Here is an 18,798-nt window from a genome sequence, read left to right as displayed (position 1 = left end):
AGATGGGACGCGAACTCCCAGAGGAGGCCCTGCCATGGCGCAGCATGTCGCTCAGCCGACCGCCACCACCCCCGTCGTTCCCGCCAAGCTGCCGCTGAAGGCGATAGCTCCCTGGGCGGTCTTCTTCGGCATCCTGATGCTGATCCTTCTCTACTTCGTCGGCGCCGAGCAGGGCGCCACCTCCGTGTTCAGCGGCACGGACGTCCACGAGTGGGTGCACGACGCCCGCCACCTGCTCGGCTTCCCCTGCCACTGACGCGAGGGACGCCGCACGCCCATGAACTCCGCAACGGTAAGAAACCTGCTCGTCCGCGGCATGCTCGCCGGCCTCGCGGCCGGTGTGCTCGCCCTGGTCGTCGCCTATCTCCTCGGTGAGCCGAACGTCGACAAGGCGATCGGCTTCGAGGAGTCCCACTCCCACGAGCACGAGATGGAAGTCGTCTCGCGCTCCCTGCAGTCCACCGCCGGTCTCGCCACCGGCGTCCTGGTCTACGGCGTCGCCTTCGGCGGCATCGCCGCGCTCGCCTACTGTTTCGCGCTCGGCCGCGTCGGCCGCTTCTCGCCGCGGGCGACCGCGCTGCTGCTGTCCGGCTGCGCGCTGCTCGCCGTGTATGTCGTGCCGTTCCTGAAATACCCGGCCAACCCGCCGTCGGTCGGCGACCCTGACACCATCGGCAAGCGGACCACCCTGTACTTCCTGATGATGGTGCTCAGCGTGCTCCTCGCGATCGCCGCCACCCTCCTCGGCAAGCGCCTGGCGCCCGGCCTCGGGACCTGGTGGGCGACGGTCGTCGCGGTGGCCGCGTTCGCCGTCGTGATCGGGCTGGCCTACGCGTTCCTGCCCGTCGTCAACGAGGTGCCGGAGCACTTCCCGGCCACCCTGCTGTGGCGGTTCCGGCTCTCCGCGCTGGCCATCCAGGCCGTGCTGTGGGGCGGATTCGGCCTGCTCTTCGGCGAGTTGGCCGAGCGGCAGCTCAACCCCAAGCCCGCCGGGGCGGCCTCAGGCCGGGCGGTTCCGGCCGCGCACTGAGTGCTTCCGGACACAAGAGGGCCCGTCGGAACCGTCCGAGGGCCCTCTCGCGTTCTCCGAGACAACCACCCGGGCGAGAACGGAGGACCCCGTGGCGAGACATCCCCAGCCGCGCCGCATCACCCTCGGCGGCCGCGAGGCGGTCGCCCTCACCGTGGAGGAGTACGAGCAACTGATCGCCAGCCGACGGCAGATCGGCGGTCAGAGCGCCCGGGTGCGGGTGCTCGCCCACGAGGCCAAGCGCACCGAACAGCTCCTGCACGACCTGGAGTCCCTGATCGGCCCGACCGACCACGGCCCCCACGAACCGGACACCACCTGCCTGCGCTGCGAGGTTGCCGCACTGGTCCGCCGCCACCGCGCCCCGGCGTCGTCCTGACCCGGCCGGCCCCTAAGGCTCACACCTGAGCGTCCTTTAGGCCCGCCCCTGCGCGAGGACGGTGTCCCCCGCCCGCGTCTGGACCGGATACGGCACATACGTCCGCCGGTCGGGATCGATGGCCAGGCGCCCGCCGGCCGGGGGCCGGGCCCGCTGCGCGCAGTCGCGGCGCTCGCAGATCCGGCAGCCCAGACCGATCGGCGTCGCGGCGCGCGGATCGTCCAGGGCGACGCCCTCCGCGTAGACGAGCCGGTGCACGTGGCGCAGTTCGCAGCCGAGGGCGACGGCGAACTCCGCGCGCGGGGCGTGGTGGCCGAAACCGCCGCGGGTGATGGTCCGCGCGATCCAGAAGTACCGTTTGCCGTCCGGCATCTCGGCGACCTGGGTGAGTATCCGCCCGGGCGCGGAGAACGCCTCGTACACCGTCCACAGCGGGCAGGTGCCGCCCAGCCGGGAGAAGTGGAAGTCGGTCGCGGACTGCCGTTTGGAGATGTTCCCGGCCCGGTCCACCCGCAGGAACGAGAACGGCACACCCCGCCGTCCGGTGCGCTGGAGCGTGCTCAGCCGGTGGCAGACCGTCTCGAAGCCCACGCCGAAGCGCGCCGACAGCAGCTCGATGTCGTAGCGCACCTCCTCCGCGGCGGTGTGGAAGGCGGTGTACGGCATCAGCAGGGCGCCCGCGAAGTAGTTCGCCAGGCCGATCCGCGCCAGCGCCGCCGACTCCGGCGAGGTGAGTTCCGTGGCGCTGCGCGCGAGCCGGTTGAGCAGCGCGGTGTGCTCCAGCAGGGCCAGCTGGGTGGCGAGCTGGAAGGCGCGCTGGCCGTCGCTGAGCCACGGCGACAGGAACAGCAGCCCGGTCGCCGGATCGAAGCGGCGGGCGTCGGCGGAGCGGCCCGGGGCCGCCTGTATCACCCGCACCCCGTGCCGCTCGGCGAGCCGGGCGGCCAGCGGGTCGGGGATACGGCCGGGGCGCAGGGCCATCTCCTCGGCACCGCGCTCGGCCGCGCCGTCCAGCGGCTCGAAGTGGTTGTGGTGGGTGTAGAAGAAGTCCCGTACCTCGTCGTGCGGTTCACCGGGCGGCAGCAGCGCGGGAGCCCCGCCCCCGCCCGGTGAGGCGAGGGCGGCGGCCTGCTCGGCGGTGTCGCGGTAGCGACGGTGCAGCGCGACCAGGGCGCGGGCCAGCTCGGGATGGTCCCGGACCGCCTCGGCGAGCTCCCGCGGGTCCGGGGACGGCGCCCCGCACGCCTCGTCGGCGAGCGCGGTGCGCAGTTCGGCGGCCAGCCGGTCCTGGTCCGCCTCCGAGAAGAACTCCGGATCGACGCCGAACACCTCCGCGATCCGCAGCAGCACCGTCGCCGTCAGCGGCCGCCGGCTCTGCTCGATCTGGTTGGCGTAACTGGTGGAGATGCCGAGCGCGCGGGCCATCTCGACCTGGTTCATCCCGTGCTCGCGGCGCAGCCGTCGCAGCTTGGCGTGGGCGTAGACCTTGCGGTGGGCCGCTCCCCGGGCCATGGCGCACCTCCTCGTCGCAACCACGGGCCGCCTACCTGCGAGGACGGCGGCCCGTGGTTGCGAAGATAGCATCCGCACCTTTCGCAGACTTCGCAGATTCGCAGGCCCGCGCTGTACGGATTTCGCAGCGTGGAGCCGTGGTGGCCCCGCCCTCCACCGGGCAGGCTCGACACGTCAGCACCCGCCAGGACCACCACCTGACCGCATCCGAGGAGTCCCGTGATCGAGCACCACGTCCGTGTCCACCCGAGCGCCGACCGGCTGCCGCGCGAGGACCAGCTCGCCTGGAAACTCGCGGCGGTCGCCACGGACACCGGGAACCTGGACCCCGACAGCGTCACCATGGCCGTCAACCGGGTCATCGACAACGCCTCCGTGGCCGTCGCCTCCCTGCTGCGCCGCCCGGTCGCCGTCGCCCGTGCCCAGGCCGTCGCCCACCGCGGCGCCACCCCCGGCGCCTCCGTCTTCGGCGCCACCGCCCGGGTCGCCCCCGAGTGGGCCGCGTGGGCGAACGGCACCGCCGTGCGCGAGCTGGACTTCCACGACACGTATCTCGCCGCCGACTACTCCCACCCCGGCGACAACATCCCGCCGCTGCTCGCCGTCGCCCAGCACACCGGCCGCACCGGCGCCGACCTGCTGCGCGGGATCATCGCCGCCTACGAGGTCCACGTCGCGCTGGTCAAGGGCATCTGCCTGCACGAGCACCGCATCGACCACGTCGCCCACCTCGGCGCGGCCACCGCCTGCGGCCTCGGCGCCCTGCTGCGGCTGCCGACCGCGACGGTGTACCAGGCCATCCAGCAGGCCGTGCACACCACCACCGCCACCCGGCAGTCCCGCAAGGGCGAGATCTCCAGCTGGAAGGCGTACGCGCCCGCCTTCGCCGGGAAGGCCGCCATCGAGGCCGTCGACCGGGCGATGCGCGGCGAGACCTCCCCGTCCCCGATCTACGAGGGCGAGGACGGCTTCCTCGCCTGGCTGCTGAACGGCCCGGAGTCCGACTACACGGTCGTGCTCCCGGAGGCAGGCGAAGCACGCCGCGCCATCCTCGACACCTACACCAAGGAGCACTCCGCCGAGTACCAGGCGCAGGCGATCATCGACCTGGCGCGGCGGCTGCGGGAGAAGGCCGGCCCACTGGACAAGGTGCGCTCCATCGTCCTGCACACCAGCCACCACACCCACCACGTGATCGGCTCCGGTGCGAACGATCCGCAGAAGTACGACCCGAAGGCCGGCAGGGAGACCCTGGACCACTCGGTGCCGTACATCTTCGCCGTCGCCCTGCAGGACGGCACGTGGCACCACGAGCGCTCCTACGCCCCCGAGCGCGCCCAGCGCCCGGACACCGTCAAGCTGTGGCGGAAGATCACCACGGTCGAGGACCCGGAGTGGACCCGCCGCTACCACGACCCCGACCCGGACCACCGCGCCTTCGGCGGCCGCGCGGTGATCACCCTGGCGGACGGCTCGGTGATCGAGGACGAACTCGCCGTCGCCGACGCCCACCCGGCCGGCGCCCGTCCCTTCGACCGCCCGGCCTACGCCGGCAAGTTCCGCACCCTGACCGAGGGCGCCGTCACCCCGCAGGCCCAGGACCGCTTCCTCGCCGCCGCCGAACACCTGCCCCACCTGACCGCCCCCGACCTGGACGGCCTGTTCCCGGAGGTCGACACGGACGCCGTCGCCGCCCGCGACGCACGGCTCCCGAAGGGCCTGTTCTGATGCTGCACACCCGCACCACCCCCGCACAGCGCCGCCGCGCCCTCAGGGAACGGCTCGCCGAGGACCGGCTGCTGCCGATGCCGGGCGCCCTCAACCCGCTGTCCGCCCGGCTCATCCAGGACACCGGCTTCGAGGCCGCCTACCTGTCCGGGGCCGTCCTCGCCGCCGACCTCGGCCTGCCCGACATCGGCCTCACCACGGCCACGGAGATCGCCGCCCGCGCCCAGCAGACGACCCGGGCGACGGACCTGCCCGTCCTCGTCGACGCCGACACCGGCTTCGGCGAGCCGATGAACGCCGCCCGCACCGTGCAGCTGATGGAGGACGCCGGCCTGGCCGGGCTCCATCTGGAGGACCAGGTCAACCCCAAGCGCTGCGGCCACCTCGACGGCAAGTCCGTGGTGCCGGCCGAGGAGATGGTCCGCCGTCTGCGGGCCGCCGTGGACGCCCGCCGCGACCCGGACTTCCTGCTCATGGCCCGCACCGACGCCCGCTCGGTGGAGGGGCTGCCGGCGGCGATCGAACGGGCCAAGGCGTACGTGGACGCCGGCGCCGACGCGATCTTCCCCGAAGCCCTCGCCGACGAGGCCGAGTTCGAGGCGTTCCGCAAGGCCGTCGACGTGCCCCTGCTCGCCAACATGACCGAGTTCGGCAAGAGTCGCCTGCTGGACGCCCGCACGCTCCAGAACCTCGGCTACGACATCGCCCTCTACCCGGTGACCCTGCTGCGCCTGGCCATGGGCGCCGTCGAGGACGGCCTGCGCACCCTCGCCGCCGAGGGCACCCAGGAGTCCCTGCTGCCGCGCATGCAGACCCGCTCCCGCCTCTACGAACTCCTCGGCTACCAGGACTACTCGGCCTTCGACTCGGCCGTCTTCGACTTCACCCTCCCGCCCGGGAACTGACCGGACACCTGACCCACGAAGGCAGGCACCCCATGACCACCACCGCGTCCGGGATCCACCGCGGACTCGCCGGTGTCGTCGTCGACACCACCGAGATCTCCACCGTCATCCAGGAGACCAACTCCCTCACCTACCGCGGCTATCCGGTCCAGGACCTGGCCGCCCGCCGCTCCTTCGAGGAGGTCGCGTACCTCCTGTGGCACGGCGAACTCCCCGACCCGGCCCAACTGCGCGCGTTCCGGGCCCAGGAGCGCGCCCTGCGCCCGCTGGACCGCACCACCGCCGAACTGCTCGCCCGGCTCCCCGAGACCTGCCACCCGATGGACGTGCTGCGCACGGCCGTCAGCTTCTTCGGCGCCGAGGACCCGGCCGAGGACGACGGCTCGCCCGCCGCCAACCGGGCCAAGTCCCTCACCCTGCTGGCCAAGCTGCCCACCGTGGTCGCCACCGACCAGCGCCGCCGCCGGGGCCTCGAACCGATCCCCCCGGATCCGACGCTCGGGTACGCGGAGAACTTCTTCCACATGTGCTTCGGCAGCGTCCCCGACCCGGACGTGGTCCGCTGCTTCGAGATCTCCCTCGTGCTGTACGCCGAACACAGCTTCAACGCCTCGACGTTCACCGCTCGGGTGGTCACCTCCACCCTGTCCGACCTCTACAGCGCGGTCACCGCCGCGATCGGCGCCCTCAAGGGACCGCTGCACGGCGGCGCCAACGAAGCCGTGATGCGCATGCTGCTGGAGATCGGCGACCCGCGGCGCGCCGAGGCGTGGCTGGACGAGTCACTGGCCTCCAAGCGCAAGATCATGGGCTTCGGCCACCGCGTCTACAAGCACGGCGACTCCCGCGTCCCGATCATGCAGGGCGCCCTGGACCGGCTGGTCGCCCGCGCCGCCGACCCCGAGGCGACCCGGCTGGCCACCCTGCACGCGGCCCTGCGGCACGCCATGGTCGGCCGCAAGGGCATCCACCCGAACCTGGACTACCCGGCCGGCCTCGCCTACCACCTGATGGGCTTCGACATCCCGGTGTTCACGCCGATCTTCGTGATGAGCCGCATCACCGGCTGGACGGCCCACATCACCGAACAGCTCGCCCACAACGCCCTGATCCGCCCCCTGGCCTCCTACGACGGGCCGGGCCAGCGGGCGGTGCCGGGCGCCGCGTAGCCGCGGTCACACGGGCGCCGGGCAGCCGCCCCCGGCGGCCGGCGCCTCTTCGGTCGCCTGTTTCTCCCGGCCGATCCGCGGGCGCAGCACCGGCAGCGCCGCCGCCTCGTCCACCGCGACCAGGTCAGCCGGCGTCTGACTGGCCACCTGCCCCAGGCTGTCGCCGCACCGGGTTCCCTCTTGCGACACCGGACGCCAAGGCGCCCGGCGAACCACCAGCACGAGCACCACTACATCTGGTTCGGGCGTGCTCCCACCCGCACCAGATGTTGTGCCGTATGGAAAAGTTAGGTATACCTAAGTCCGTGAGGGGCGGGGGGCCGGAACACCCGCAGGCGCCCGGCCCCCGCACCCCTGCCGGGGTCCGGGCCGGTCAACCGGTCAGACCGTCCCGGACTCCGGCAGCTCGTCGCGCACCGTGCGCGCCGCGGCGACCAGGTTCTCCAGGGAGGCCCGGGTCTCCGGCCAGGCGCGGGTCTTCAGGCCGCAGTCCGGGTTGACCCACAGCCGCTCGGCGGGGATCGCCCTCAGCCCGGTGCGCAGCAGGTCCGCCGCCTCCTCGGCGCTGGGCACGCGCGGCGAGTGGATGTCGTAGACACCCGGCCCGGCCTCGCGCGGATAGCCGTGCGCGGCCAGCTCGCGGGCCACCTGCATATGGGAGCGGGCGGCCTCCAGGCTGATCACGTCCGCGTCGAGGTCGTCGATGGCCCGCACGATGTCGCCGAACTCCGCGTAGCACATGTGCGTGTGGATCTGGGTGTCCGGACGGACCCCGGCCGTGGTGAGCCGGAACGCCTCCGTCGCCCACGCCAGATAGGCCGGACGGTCGGCGGCGCGCAGCGGCAGCGTCTCGCGCAGCGCCGGCTCGTCCACCTGGATGACCGAAGTCCCCGCCGCCTCCAGGTCGTTCACCTCGTCGCGCAGGGCGAGGGCGACCTGCCGGGCGGTGTCGCCGAGGGGCTGGTCGTCGCGGACGAAGGACCAGGCGAGCATGGTGACCGGCCCGGTGAGCATGCCCTTGACCGGACGCTCGGTCAGCGACTGGGCGTACCTCGTCCAGCGCACCGTCATCGGCTCGGGCCGCGAGATGTCCCCGGCCAGGATCGGCGGCCGGACGTAGCGGGTGCCGTACGACTGCACCCAGCCGTGCTGGGTGGCGAGATAGCCGGTGAGCTGCTCGGCGAAGTACTGCACCATGTCGTTGCGTTCGGGCTCGCCGTGCACGAGGACGTCCAGACCGGTCTTCTCCTGGAAGGAGATCACCTCCTGGATCTCCGCCCTGATGCGTTCCTCGTACCCGGCCGTGTCGATCCGGCCCGCCCGCAGATCGGCCCGCGCGGTGCGCAGCTCGCCGGTCTGCGGGAACGACCCGATGGTGGTGGTCGGCAGCAGCGGCAGCCGCAAGTGCGCGCGCTGCGCGGCGGTCCGCTCGGCGTACGGCTGGGAGCGGCGGGCGTCGGACTCGGTGACCGCGGCGGCGCGGGCGCGGACGGCCGGGTCATGGGTGATGGGGGAGGTCTCGCGGGAGGCGAGGTCGGCCCGGTTCGCCGACAGCTCCCCGGCGATCGAGTCGGTGCCCTGGGCGAGGCCCTTGGCGAGGGTGACGATCTCCCGTGTCTTCTGCCGTGCGAAGGCGAGCCAGCGCAGGATCTGCGGCTCGATGTCCCGCTCCGGCGCGGTGTCCAGCGGCACGTGCAGCAGCGAGCAGGAGGCGGCGACGTCCACCCGGTCGGCCAGCCCCAGCAGCGTCCCCAGCGTGGACAGGGACTTGGCGAGGTCGTTGACCCAGATGTTGCGGCCGTCGACGACACCGGCCACCAGGCGCTTGCCGGGCAGCCCGCCGACCGCGGCCAGCGCGTCGAGGTGGGCGGCGGCGGCCCCGGTGAAGTCCAGGGCGAGACCGTCGACGGGCGCCTTGGCCAGGACGGGCAGGGCGTCGCCGAGGCGGTCGAAGTAGGAGGCCACCAGGAGTTTCGGCCGGTCGGCGAGGGCGCCGAGGTCGCGGTAGGCGCGCTCGGCGGCGTTCAGCTCGGCCGGGGTACGGTCCTGCACCAGGGCGGGCTCGTCCAGCTGCACCCACTCGGCGCCGGCCGCGCGCAGATCGGCGAGGATTTCGGCGTAGACGGGCAGCAGCCGGTCCAGCAGGGTGAGCGGGTCGAAGCCGGCGGCGACGCCGGGGGCCGGCTTGGCGAGCAGGAGGTACGTGACGGGGCCGACCAGGACCGGGCGGGCGGTCAGGCCGAGCGCCAGGGCCTCCTTCAACTCGGCGACCTGCTGGGCGGAGTCGGCCGTGAAGACGGTGTCCGGACCCAACTCCGGGACCAGGTAGTGGTAGTTGGTGTCGAACCACTTGGTCATCTCCAGCGGCGCCACGTCCTGCGTGCCGCGGGCCATGGCGAAGTAGCCGTCCAGGGCGTCCGCTTCGACGGCGGCCCGGTGCCGGGCGGGGATCGCGCCGACCATCACGGTGGTGTCGAGGACGTGGTCGTAGTTCGAGAAGTCGCCGGTGGGCACTTCGTGGACGCCGGCCTCGGCGAGCTGCCGCCAGTTCGTCCGGCGCAGGTCGGCGGCGGTGGTGCGCAGGGCGTCGGCGGTGACGCGGCCCTTCCAGTAGCCCTCGACGGCCTTCTTCAGTTCCCGGTTCGCGCCCTGGCGGGGGTAGCCGTACACGGTGGCCCGTGCTGCCGCGGCTGCGGACTTCGCTGTCACGGAGATCTCCTTCGCGAGATGAATCCCTGAGATCCCGGGGACGGGACGAGAGCGCGAAGGGGTGACGAACCGGACGGTCACGACCCCGCGCGGCACAGGCACGGTCGTTCCGTCTGGTGTGTACGCCGACCCGCCCTCGAGGTCACCGGGATGTCCGCGCACGGAACGGTCCGCACGCGGGCAGTTGGCAGGTCTTCGGACTCGCGGGCGCGTCTCGTCGGACGAGACACCTACTGGCCGTCGCTTCCCAGGTCCGGTACGTCGGACCCAGTGCGTATGACGGCGGTCGTTCCCGCTCACCGCTGCGGGGCAGTCCCGGATTCCCACCGGGTTCCCTCTTGCGACGCATCCCGCCTGGCGGACGGGGCGAACCAGCTGCTACCGGCAGCCTACGACCAGTCGCACCGGAACAGGCGCACGTGTCCGTCATCCGGATGGTGACCCAGGTCACTTTCGAGGGACCGGGGGGCGAGTGGGGCCCCGGGAACGAGGTGGGCGGGAAGCGCCGCACACGCGCTTCCCGCCCGTCCCCTCAGGTGCCGCCGGGACCCTCACCCCGGCGGCGCGGCGGGCCCCTCAGCCCGCCCCGTACCAGGCCCTCACGCCTGGTCGTAGGTGTGGAACCCCCGGCCCGTCTTCCGGCCGAGGAGTCCCGCCTCCACCATCCGCAGCAGCAGGGGCGGCGGCGCGTACAGCGCCTCGCGGAACTCGTCGTACAGCGACTCCGCGATCGAGGCGACCGTGTCCAGGCCGATCAGGTCGGCGAGCCTGAGCGGCCCCATGGGGTGGGCGCAGCCCAGCTCCATGCCGGTGTCGATGTCCGCCGCCGTGGCGAAGCCGGACTCCGCCATCCGGACGGCGGCCAGCAGATACGGGACGAGCAGGGCGTTGACGACGAAGCCGGCCCGGTCCTGGGAGCGGATCACGGTCTTGCCCAGGGTGCGGGTCGCGAACTCCTCGACGGCGGCGGTCGTCGCGGCGGAGGTGTGCAGGGAGGTCACCACCTCCACGAGCGGCAGCACCGGCACGGGGTTGAAGAAGTGCAGGCCCACCACCCGGTCCGCCCGGCCGGTCGCCATCCCCAGCCGCATGACGGGCAGCGAGGAGGTGTTGGTGGCCAGTACCGCGTCCGGGTCCTCGACGATCTTGTCCAGGGCGGCGAACACGTCCGTCTTGGCGGCCGGGTTCTCCACCACGGCCTCCACGACGAGCTGCCGGTCGGCGAGGTCGTCGAGGCGGCCGGTGAAGACCAAGCGGGCCAGCGCGTCCGCGGCGGCGTCCGGCGCCAGCCTGCCGCGCCGCACGGCACGGTCCAGGGAGGCGGCCACCCGCTCCCGGGCGGCGCGGGCCGCCACCGCGTCCACCTCGCACACCACCGTGTCCAGCCCGGCCCGCGCGCACACCTCGGCGATCCCGGCGCCCATCTGCCCGCCGCCGACGACACCGACACGGCGGATGCCAGCCGCCGGGGCCCGGCCGCCGGCCGGCGCGGCAGCCGCGCGCACGTTCCGGCCTCCGTCCGGCGCGGCGTCCGTGCGTATGCCCTGGCCTCCGTCGGGCGCGGCGTCCGTGCGTATGCCCTGGCCTCCGTCCGGCGTGCCGGCCGCGCGCACGCTCCCGCCGGGGTTCGCCGTGCCGTCCGCGCGCAGGCTCCCGCCGGCGACGCTCGTCGTACCGTTCGCGCTCATGCCTCGTCCTCCGTCCGGCGCACCAGGTGGCGGGTGTAGGCGTCCGGGGTGAAGAAGAGCGGCAACTCACCGGTCATCGCGGTCCGTTCGAAGAGGCCGCGGATGTCCTCGACCGGCGCCCACGGGTACGCGGCGCCCAGCGCGGCGATCTCGTCGTCCAGCAGCCGCAGCACCGTCTCCCGTTCGATCACCCGGTGCCGCAGCCACTGCCAGATCTGCACCCGGGCGATCTCGGCGGTGGCCGCGTCCTCCATCAGACCGTCGACGGCGACCGCGCCCTGCCCGCGCAGCCAGGCGGCGTAGTAGCGCAGCGCGACGGAGACGTTGGTGCGCACGCCCTCCGGTGTCGGCGGGCCGCTGATCCGGCGCACCGACAGCAGGTCGGCGGCGGTCACCTCCACGTCGTCACGGGAACGGTCGAGCTGGTGCGGGCGGTCGCCGAGGACGCCGTCGAACACCTCGCGGCACACCGGGACCAGCTCCGGACGGGCCACCCGGGAGCCGTCGAACCCGTCCTCGGCCTCCCGTTCCTTGTCCAGCCGCACCGTGGCGAGCGCGGCCTCGCGTGCGGCCGGGTCCCCGCCCGGCACCTGCGCGGCCGTGCCGCCGATGGCGTGCGCCCCGCGCCGGTGGCAGGTGCGCACGAGGAGTTCGGTGTACGCCCGCAGGAACGGCGCGGTCGTCGTGACCTTCGCGCGGTCCGGGAGGAGGAAGTCGGTGCGGTGACCGAAGGTCTTGATCAGGCTGAACAGATAGTCCCAGCGGCCCGCGTTCAACCCCGCGCTGTGCTCGCGCAGTTCGTAGAGGATCTCCTCCATCTCGAAGGCGGCGGTGATCGTCTCGATCAGGACGGTCGCGCGGACCGTGCCCCTGGGGATGCCCAACTGCTCCTGCGCGTACAGGAACACGTCGTTCCACAGCCGTGCCTCGTAGCGGTTCTCCAGCTTGGGCAGGTAGAAGTACGGTCCCTGGCCGGCGTCGATCCGGCGCTGCGCGCAGTGGAAGAAGTAGAGGCCGAAGTCGACGAGCGCGGCCGGCACCGGGCGGCCGTCGTACTCCAGGTGCTCCTCGTCCAGGTGCCAGCCGCGCGGGCGGACCATGACGGTCGCGAGCCGCTCGCCGAGCCGGTAATCCCCGCCCTCGGGGGTGGTGAAGTCGATCCGGCGCTCGATCGCGTCGAGCAGGTTGAGCTGGCCGCCCACGACGTTGTCCCACAGCGGGGCGGTGGCGTCCTCGAAGTCCGCCATCCACACGCGGGCACCGGAGTTGAGCGCGTCGACGGTCGTCCGCCGGTCGGGCGGGCCGGTGATCTCCACGCGGCGGTCGGTCAGTCCGGGCGCGGGCGGGGCGACGCGCCAGCTCCGGTCGGCGCGCACGCCGGAGGTGACCATCGGGAAGTCGAGCGGCGATCCCGACGCCAGCCGCAGGGCCTGCCGGCGGCGCTCCTTGAGGAGATCCTGCCGACGTTGTCCGAACTCGGCGGTCAGGCGGCCGACGAAGTCCAGGGCGGCGGGGGTGAGGATCTCGTCGTGCCGGTGTCCCGGGGCGGCGAGGACACGGATCTGGTGCGGCGGTGCGAGGGTGGTCATCGGTTCTCCTGATGGGTGGAGCAGAGGACGGCGGAGACGGTCGCCGCCCTCCGCCCCTGCCGAGGACGGGCCGGGTCCGGAAGAGGGCGCCCGGCCGGGCGGCCTAGTGGAACTGCTCCTCCTCCGTGGAGCCGGCCAGAGCGGTGGTGGAGGAAGCCGGGTTGACGGCGGTGGACACCAGGTCGAAGTAGCCGGTGCCGACCTCGCGTTGGTGCTTGACCGCGGTGAATCCCTGCGCCTGCGCGGCGAACTCCTTCTCCTGGAGGTCGACGTACGCGGTCATGCCGTGCTCGGCGTAGCCGCGGGCCAGGTCGAACATGCCGTGGTTGAGGGAGTGGAAGCCGGCCAGCGTGATGAACTGGAACCGGTAGCCCATCGCCCCCAGCTCCCGCTGGAACTTGGCGATCTGGTCGTCGTCCAGCGCCGCCTTCCAGTTGAAGGACGGCGAGCAGTTGTACGCCAGCATCTGGTCCGGGTGCCGCGCGTGGATCGCCTCGGCGAACTCGCGGGCCTGCGCCAGGTCCGGCGTGCCCGTTTCCACCCAGATGAGATCGGCGTACGGGGCGTAGGCGAGACCGCGCGCGATCACCGGCGCCATCCCGTTCTGCACCCGGTAGAAGCCCTCCGCGGTGCGCTCGCCGGTGACGAACTCGGCGTCCCGCTCGTCCACGTCGCTGGTCAGCAGGTTGGCGGCCAGCGCGTCCGTGCGGGCGATGACGACGGTGGGCACGTCGGCGATGTCGGCGGCCAGACGGGCCGCGTTCAGGGTGCGGATGTGCTGGGAGGTGGGCACGAGCACCTTGCCGCCGAGGTGGCCGCACTTCTTCTCGGAGGCGAGCTGGTCCTCGTAGTGGATGCCGGCCGCACCGGCCGCGATCATCGCCTTGGTCAGCTCGAAGGCGTTCAGCGGGCCGCCGAAACCGGCCTCCGCGTCGGCGACGATCGGCGCGAGCCAGTCCGTCGTGTCGCCCGCGTCCTCGGCGGTGGCGATCTGGTCGGCGCGCAGCAGCGCGTTGTTGATCCGACGGACCACCTGCGGAACGGAGTTGGCCGGGTACAGGCTCTGGTCCGGGTAGGTGTGACCGGCCTGGTTGGCGTCGGCGGCGACCTGCCAGCCGGACAGGTAGACGGCCTGGAGCCCCGCCTTGACCTGCTGCACGGCCTGGCCGCCGGTGAGCGCGCCGAGGGCGTGGACGTAGTCGAGTTCGTGCAGCTGCCGCCACAGCCGCTCGGCGCCGCGCCGGGCCAGGGTGTGCTCCTCGCGGACGCTGCCGGACAGCCGCACGACGTCCTCGGCGCTGTAGGTGCGCTCGATGCCCTGCCAGCGCGGGTCGGTGGCCCAGCGCCGTGCCAGCTCCTCGGCCGCCTGCTTCCTCGACTCAGCCATGACTGTCACCGTCTCCTCGGTCTGTCGCGTGCGCCGGCCGCGAACCGCGACGGCTCGGGGTGGCACTGCGTGTCTTTTGGGGCTGCGGCCCGCCGTGGTCCGGATCGGACGCGAGTGAGCAATGCTGCCGGTACCGAACACCACCACTGCCGGGATCTCCGACGTCAGGGCTGGCGAATCGAGCCCCGGACCCAGGTGGCGCCCGGCCGGTTCCGGCGGGCCGCAGTACGACTCTGACACTGGCACTGGGTGCCATCAACTGTGGACGACTGCCAAGTTCTGCGAATCTTCGCGGCCCACTTCGCCAAGGTTGCGAAGGCCGCGCCGCGAAGGTGTCGCCTCGCGAGCCGCGCCGCGCGAGCCACGCCGCGCGAGCCGCGCCCCATGAGTCACGCTGGAAAGGCCGCGTCGCCCGGCCCGCGCCACCGAAGCCGCCCCGGAGGGTTCCGTCAGGCGTCGGTCCGGCCGAGGAGTTCGGAGACGAGCGAGGCGACCTGCTCCGCCTCGATGAGGAAACCGTCGTGGCCGTACGGGGACTCGATCACCCGCAGACGGTCCGCGGTGGGGATGCCGGCCGCCAACTCGGCCTGCTGGTACGGCGGATAGAGGCGGTCCGAGTCCACACCGGCGACGAGCGCCGGAGCGGTCACCCGGCTCAGGGCGGCCCGCACACCGCCGCGCCCCCGGCCGATGTCGTGGCTGTTCATGGCCTCGGTGAGGGTGACGTAACTGCCCGCGTCGAAACGGCGGACGAGCTTGGCGGCATGGTGGTCGAGATACGACTCGACCTGGTAGCGGCCGCCCTGCCAGGGGTCCTCCGCACCCTGCGGCGCCCGGCCGAAACGGCTCTGCAGCTCCGGTTCGCTGCGATAGGTGACGTGGGCGAGACGCCGGGCCAGGCCGAGCCCGGCGTGCGGGCCGCGTCCGGGGCCCGCGTCGTGGTAGTCGCCGCCGCGCCAGTGCGGATCGCCGCGCACGGCGTGCAGTTGTACGGTCGCCCAGGCGATCTGCTCCGCGCTCGCCGCCGCCGTCGTGGCGAGCAGCAGCAGCGCCCCCGTCCGCTCCGGATACGACACGGCCCACTCCAGCGCCCGCATCCCGCCCATCGACCCGCCGACGACCAGCGCCCACCGGTCGACGCCGAGCGCGTCGGCCAAGTCCGCCTCCACCGACACTTGGTCACGCTGTGTCAGGAACGGGAAGCGGCTGCCCCAGGGGCGTCCCCCGGGCGCGGGGGAGGACGGTCCGGTGCTGCCCTGGCAGCCGCCGAGGACGTTCGGGGCGACGACGAACCAGCGGTCCGTGTCGAGCGCCCGCCCCGCGCCGACCAGCCCGTCCCACCAGCCGGGGCTGGGATGACCGGGCCCGGCCGCGCCCGCCACATGGCTGTCACCGGTCAGCGCGTGCAGCACCAGCACCGCGTTGGACCGGTCCGGCGCGAGCCGCCCCCAGGTCTCGAACGCCAGCCGTACGCCCGGGAGTTCGCCGCCCGCCTCCAGCGGCAGCGGCGCGGCGCGCTCGTACCACTGGCGGCGCCCGGGCGGGTCCCCCTCCCGCCAGGCCCCGGAGGCCGGCGGGAGGGGGACCGCGGACGGCGTCAGCACGGTGTTCAGGACGCGCCCTTCGCCGCGCGGAACCCCGCCTCCAGATCGGCCTTCAGATCGGCCAGGTTCTCCAGCCCGACCGAGAGCCGCACCAGACCCGGCGAGGCGCCGGTGGCCGCCAGCTGCTCCTCGTCGAGCTGGCTGTGCGTGGTGGACGCCGGGTGGATGATCAGGCTGCGTACGTCGCCGATGTTGGCGAGGTGGCTGAACAGCTCGACCGCGTCCACGAACCGCTTGCCCGCCTCCACGCCGTCGCGCAGCTCGAAGGAGACCAGCGCGCCCGCACCCCGGGGCAGATATTTCCGACCCGCCTCGTACCACTTGCTGGACGGCAGCCCCGGGTAGTGCACGGCCGCCACCTCGTCGCGCTGCTCCAGCCACTCGGCCAGCGCCAGCGCGTTCGCCGAGTGCCGCTCGATGCGCAGGCTCAGCGTCTCCACACCCTGCAGCAGCAGGAAGGCCGAGTGCGGGGAGAGAGCCGGACCGAGGTCGCGCAGCAACTGCACCCGCAGCTTCACGGCGAAGGCCCCCGGGCCGAGCGCCGGCCAGTACCGCAGCCCGTGGTAGCTCGGGTCGGGCTCGTTGAAGTCCGGGAACCGCTCGGCGTGCGCCCCGAAGTCGAAGGTCCCGCCGTCCACGACCACGCCCGCGATCGCCGTGCCGTGCCCGCCCAGGAACTTGGTCGCCGAGTGCACGACCACGTCCGCGCCGTGCTCGATGGGGCGCAGCAGGTACGGGGTCGGCAGGGTGTTGTCCACGATCAGCGGCAGCCCGGCCGCGTGCGCCACGTCCGCGACCGCCCGTACGTCGAGCACGTCGCCGCGCGGGTTGCCCAGCGTCTCGGCGAACAGCGCCTTGGTGTTCGGCCGGATCGCCGCCCGCCAGGCCTCGGTGTCGCCCGGGTCGTCCACGAACGACACCTCGACGCCGAGCTTCGGCAGCGTGTGCCGGAACAGATTGTAGGTGCCGCCGTAGAGCGAGGTGCTGGAGACGATGTGGTCGCCGGCGCTCGCCGCCGTCAGGATCGCCAGGGTCTCCGCGGCCTGCCCGGAGGACAGCGCGACGGCCGCGACCCCGCCCTCCAGGGCGGCGACGCGCTGCTCGAAGACGTCCTGGGTGGGGTTGTGGATCCGGGTGTAGATGTTGCCGGGCTCGGCCAGCGAGAACAGGTCGGCGGCGTGCTGGGTGTCGCGGAACACGAACGACGTCGTCTGGTAGATCGGCGTCACCCGGGCGCCGGTCGTCGGGTCGGGCGCGGCGCCCGCGTGGATCTGCTTGGTCTCGAACGACCAGGCGGAGGTGTCGGGGCCGGGCGGCTCCTCCTCGGGGGTGTGACCGGCGGTGACGGAGTCGATGGGCTGGCTCATGTGAGGCTCCTCGGTGCGGAGGACGGGGCGCGCGACGCGGGTATGTCCCGGGTACGGGGGCGCACCCCGAGGTGCGGGTACGTCCGTGGTGGTGGTACGGCTGCGGGTCCGGGGATGCGCGCAGGGACCGCACACCGCCGACACGGTCCGGAGGGAGGCGTGTTGACAGTCTGGTGCGGTGCTCTGCGAGGGGGGAAGGAGACGGCCCGGAGGGCCGGAGTGCGCGGGGTCAGCCTGCGGCGGGACAACCCGTGGTGGTGACACGCACGTAGTCGACGTGGCGGCGGGTCACGAGCACGGTCATGGGGCCAGATAACCACATGGAAGCCGCGACGCACCAGCGCATCGCGGTCGTTTCACCCGCTGCGGGGCGCACTGCGGCGCGCGGGGCGCGGGGGCGGGCGCCGTCCGCCTGCGCTGGGGGCGCTCCGGGAACGCGGTGGACCACAAGGGCGCCGTCGCGGACCCGCTGTCCGCAACGTCCGGACTGCGAGGCGACGTTGACACGTTCATCCACCGCGTGCTTGCATCCCGGCATGTTCCCGCTGGAGCCGCTGACCCGCCGCCGCGCCGTGGACCTCGTCCGCGTCGCCGCCGCGCTGTGTCGCCACGCCCGCTGACCGGCACACTCCGGCCCTCTTCCCGCCCGCACGTCCCAGAGGCGGTTGCGGGCCCCTGCCACGCCGTGTACGCCGGCCGGTCACCGTCACGCCGTCGTACGCCACCCGGTCACCCTGGTCCGACCACGCCGGGACGACGGCCCGCACGCGCCCGGCCCGCCGACGCGTCCGGCCCGACGCGCCCGGCCCGGGCCGCGGCCAGGCATCCCCGGACCACCCACGTCGCAAGGAGTACGCATGACCGTCCAGGACATCGACCGGCAGAGCTTCGCGGCGGAGTGGGAGCAGTGGCACCGGCAGAAGGAGGAGGACCTCGCCGGACCGCACGGGTTCCTCGCCATCACCAGTCTGCACTGGCTGAACGCGGAGCCGACCCGCTTCGAGGACGCCCCCGGGGCGTGGTCGAGCACCCCCGAGGGCGTGGTGGTCGAACTGGCCGAGGGCGAGGAGCTGGTCCTCGACGGCCAAGTGCTGCGCGGACGCCACGACTTCGGGGTGCTCGGCGAACGGACCAGCCTCTTCCCCGCCGCCGGTGACGCGGTGATCGAGGTCGCCAAGCGCGGCGGCCACGACATCGTGCGGCCCCGCCACCCCGGGAACGCCCTGCGCACCTCGTTCATCCACACCCCCGCCTACACGCCGGACCCGCGCTGGGTCGTCGAGGGACGTTTCCTGCCGTTCGAGGAGCCGCGCCCGGTGACGGTCGGCGCCTCGGTGGAGGGCCTGGAACACGTCTACGACTCGCCCGGGCGGGTCGAGTTCGAACTAGAGGGCGCGGTGCACCGGTTGACCGCGTTCAACGGCAAGACGCCCGGCAGCCTGCTGGTGCTGTTCACCGACCGGACCTCGGGGGTGACGACGTACGCGGCGAACCGCTCCGTGCAGATCGCCGCGCCGGACGTCGACGGCCGGGTGACCGTCGACTTCAACCGCGCCGGGAACCTGCCGTGCGCCTACACCGACCTGGCGACCTGCCCGCTCCCGCCGGCCGAGAACCGGCTGCCCGTCGCGATCGAGGCGGGCCAGAAGATCCCGCTGGAGCGCACCGGAGGGAACTGACCCGGCCGACGCCTTGCTGGGCTGAACGGCGTTGTCCTGTAACGCCGTTCAG

Annotated in this window: 15 protein-coding genes, 1 pseudogene and 1 riboswitch; of the genes and pseudogenes, 8 read left to right on the top strand and 8 right to left on the bottom strand. The window is 73.1% G+C overall.

The window, feature by feature from the left end:
* Nucleotides 1–34: 34 nt before the first annotated feature.
* The 3 genes from K7787_RS10605 to K7787_RS10595 all read left to right on the top strand — a co-directional run bounded on the left by K7787_RS10605 (nt 35) and on the right by K7787_RS10595 (nt 1,409).
* Nucleotides 35–256 (top strand): CbtB domain-containing protein, encoded by a 222-nt coding sequence (locus K7787_RS10605; RefSeq protein WP_009192300.1) that lies wholly within the window; start codon nt 35–37, stop codon nt 254–256.
* Nucleotides 257–277: 21 nt separating this feature from the next.
* A complete protein-coding gene (locus tag K7787_RS10600) occupies nt 278–1,030 on the top strand; it encodes a CbtA family protein (RefSeq protein WP_223001241.1) in 753 nt (250 codons plus the stop codon).
* A 91-nt stretch (nt 1,031–1,121) separates the two neighbouring features.
* On the top strand, nt 1,122–1,409 hold the full coding sequence (locus tag K7787_RS10595) for a hypothetical protein (protein ID WP_009192298.1): 288 nt from the start codon (nt 1,122–1,124) through the stop codon (nt 1,407–1,409).
* A gap of 36 nt (nt 1,410–1,445) precedes the next feature.
* On the opposite strand, the gene K7787_RS10590 is transcribed toward K7787_RS10595, so the two are convergent.
* Nucleotides 1,446–2,921, bottom strand: coding sequence for a short-chain fatty acyl-CoA regulator family protein (locus K7787_RS10590; RefSeq protein ID WP_223001240.1), 1,476 nt, complete (start codon nt 2,919–2,921; stop codon nt 1,446–1,448).
* A 219-nt stretch (nt 2,922–3,140) separates the two neighbouring features.
* Between K7787_RS10590 and K7787_RS10585 the strand changes: the two genes are divergently transcribed.
* From K7787_RS10585 to K7787_RS10575, 3 genes are read left to right on the top strand one after another with little or no spacing between them, the layout of a single operon-like run.
* Nucleotides 3,141–4,649 (top strand): MmgE/PrpD family protein, encoded by a 1,509-nt coding sequence (locus K7787_RS10585; RefSeq protein WP_223001239.1) that lies wholly within the window; start codon nt 3,141–3,143, stop codon nt 4,647–4,649.
* A complete protein-coding gene (prpB, locus tag K7787_RS10580) occupies nt 4,649–5,554 on the top strand; it encodes a methylisocitrate lyase (RefSeq protein ID WP_223001238.1) in 906 nt (301 codons plus the stop codon). The genes K7787_RS10585 and prpB overlap by 1 nt, the downstream gene beginning before the upstream one ends.
* A gap of 32 nt (nt 5,555–5,586) precedes the next feature.
* Entirely contained in the window at nt 5,587–6,723 is a 1,137-nt protein-coding gene (locus K7787_RS10575; RefSeq protein WP_223001237.1) for a bifunctional 2-methylcitrate synthase/citrate synthase, read from the top strand.
* Between the two features lie 57 nt (nt 6,724–6,780).
* Here the strand turns inward: K7787_RS10575 and K7787_RS10570 are convergent.
* The 7 genes and pseudogenes from K7787_RS10570 to K7787_RS10540 form a co-directional block, all read right to left on the bottom strand.
* Nucleotides 6,781–6,888, bottom strand: a pseudogene (locus K7787_RS10570) (hypothetical protein); the annotation flags it as partial.
* 216 nt (nt 6,889–7,104) lie between these two features.
* Entirely contained in the window at nt 7,105–9,432 is a 2,328-nt protein-coding gene (metE, locus tag K7787_RS10565) for a 5-methyltetrahydropteroyltriglutamate--homocysteine S-methyltransferase (protein WP_223001236.1), read from the bottom strand.
* Between the two features lie 169 nt (nt 9,433–9,601).
* Nucleotides 9,602–9,823: riboswitch (cobalamin riboswitch) on the bottom strand.
* Nucleotides 9,824–10,031: 208 nt separating this feature from the next.
* Nucleotides 10,032–10,937, bottom strand: a complete 906-nt coding sequence (locus K7787_RS10560; RefSeq protein ID WP_223001265.1) for a 3-hydroxybutyryl-CoA dehydrogenase — start codon at nt 10,935–10,937, stop codon at nt 10,032–10,034.
* A gap of 179 nt (nt 10,938–11,116) precedes the next feature.
* On the bottom strand, nt 11,117–12,709 hold the full coding sequence (gene aceB, locus K7787_RS10555; protein ID WP_223001235.1) for a malate synthase A: 1,593 nt from the start codon (nt 12,707–12,709) through the stop codon (nt 11,117–11,119).
* A 103-nt stretch (nt 12,710–12,812) separates the two neighbouring features.
* Nucleotides 12,813–14,096 (bottom strand): isocitrate lyase, encoded by a 1,284-nt coding sequence (gene aceA, locus K7787_RS10550; RefSeq protein WP_223001234.1) that lies wholly within the window; start codon nt 14,094–14,096, stop codon nt 12,813–12,815.
* Nucleotides 14,097–14,545: 449 nt separating this feature from the next.
* Nucleotides 14,546–15,700 (bottom strand): homoserine O-acetyltransferase MetX, encoded by a 1,155-nt coding sequence (metX, locus tag K7787_RS10545; protein ID WP_308036323.1) that lies wholly within the window; start codon nt 15,698–15,700, stop codon nt 14,546–14,548.
* 5 nt (nt 15,701–15,705) lie between these two features.
* Nucleotides 15,706–17,067 carry a bifunctional o-acetylhomoserine/o-acetylserine sulfhydrylase gene (locus K7787_RS10540; RefSeq protein ID WP_223001233.1) on the bottom strand — a complete coding sequence of 454 codons (1,362 nt, stop codon included), beginning with the start codon at nt 17,065–17,067 and terminating at the stop codon, nt 15,706–15,708.
* Between the two features lie 524 nt (nt 17,068–17,591).
* On the opposite strand from K7787_RS10540, the gene K7787_RS32410 reads away from it, so the two are divergent.
* Both K7787_RS32410 and K7787_RS10535 read left to right on the top strand, forming a co-directional pair.
* A complete protein-coding gene (locus K7787_RS32410; protein WP_325100007.1) occupies nt 17,592–17,687 on the top strand; it encodes a putative leader peptide in 96 nt (31 codons plus the stop codon).
* Nucleotides 17,688–17,924: 237 nt separating this feature from the next.
* Nucleotides 17,925–18,746, top strand: coding sequence for a DUF1684 domain-containing protein (locus tag K7787_RS10535; RefSeq protein ID WP_223001232.1), 822 nt, complete (start codon nt 17,925–17,927; stop codon nt 18,744–18,746).
* The last annotated feature ends 52 nt before the right edge of the window (nt 18,747–18,798 follow it).

The organism is Streptomyces sennicomposti, from assembly GCF_019890635.1.
GTDB classification, from domain to species: domain Bacteria; phylum Actinomycetota; class Actinomycetes; order Streptomycetales; family Streptomycetaceae; genus Streptomyces; species Streptomyces sennicomposti.
This window is presented reverse-complemented; position numbering and strand designations above follow the sequence as displayed.

Bases quoted from the DNA above. Each gene is read 5' to 3' on its own strand.
- K7787_RS10590 (WP_223001240.1), bottom strand. From the start codon at position 2,921: ATGGCCCGGGGAGCGGCCCACCGCAAGGTCTACGCCCACGCCAAGCTG.
- K7787_RS10600 (WP_223001241.1), top strand. From the start codon at position 278: ATGAACTCCGCAACGGTAAGAAACCTGCTCGTCCGCGGCATGCTCGCC.
- K7787_RS10575 (WP_223001237.1), top strand. From the start codon at position 5,587: ATGACCACCACCGCGTCCGGGATCCACCGCGGACTCGCCGGTGTCGTC.
- K7787_RS10605 (WP_009192300.1), top strand. From the start codon at position 35: ATGGCGCAGCATGTCGCTCAGCCGACCGCCACCACCCCCGTCGTTCCC.
- aceA (WP_223001234.1), bottom strand. From the start codon at position 14,096: ATGGCTGAGTCGAGGAAGCAGGCGGCCGAGGAGCTGGCACGGCGCTGG.
- aceB (WP_223001235.1), bottom strand. From the start codon at position 12,709: ATGACCACCCTCGCACCGCCGCACCAGATCCGTGTCCTCGCCGCCCCG.
- prpB (WP_223001238.1), top strand. From the start codon at position 4,649: ATGCTGCACACCCGCACCACCCCCGCACAGCGCCGCCGCGCCCTCAGG.
- K7787_RS10540 (WP_223001233.1), bottom strand. From the start codon at position 17,067: ATGAGCCAGCCCATCGACTCCGTCACCGCCGGTCACACCCCCGAGGAG.
- K7787_RS10535 (WP_223001232.1), top strand. From the start codon at position 17,925: ATGACCGTCCAGGACATCGACCGGCAGAGCTTCGCGGCGGAGTGGGAG.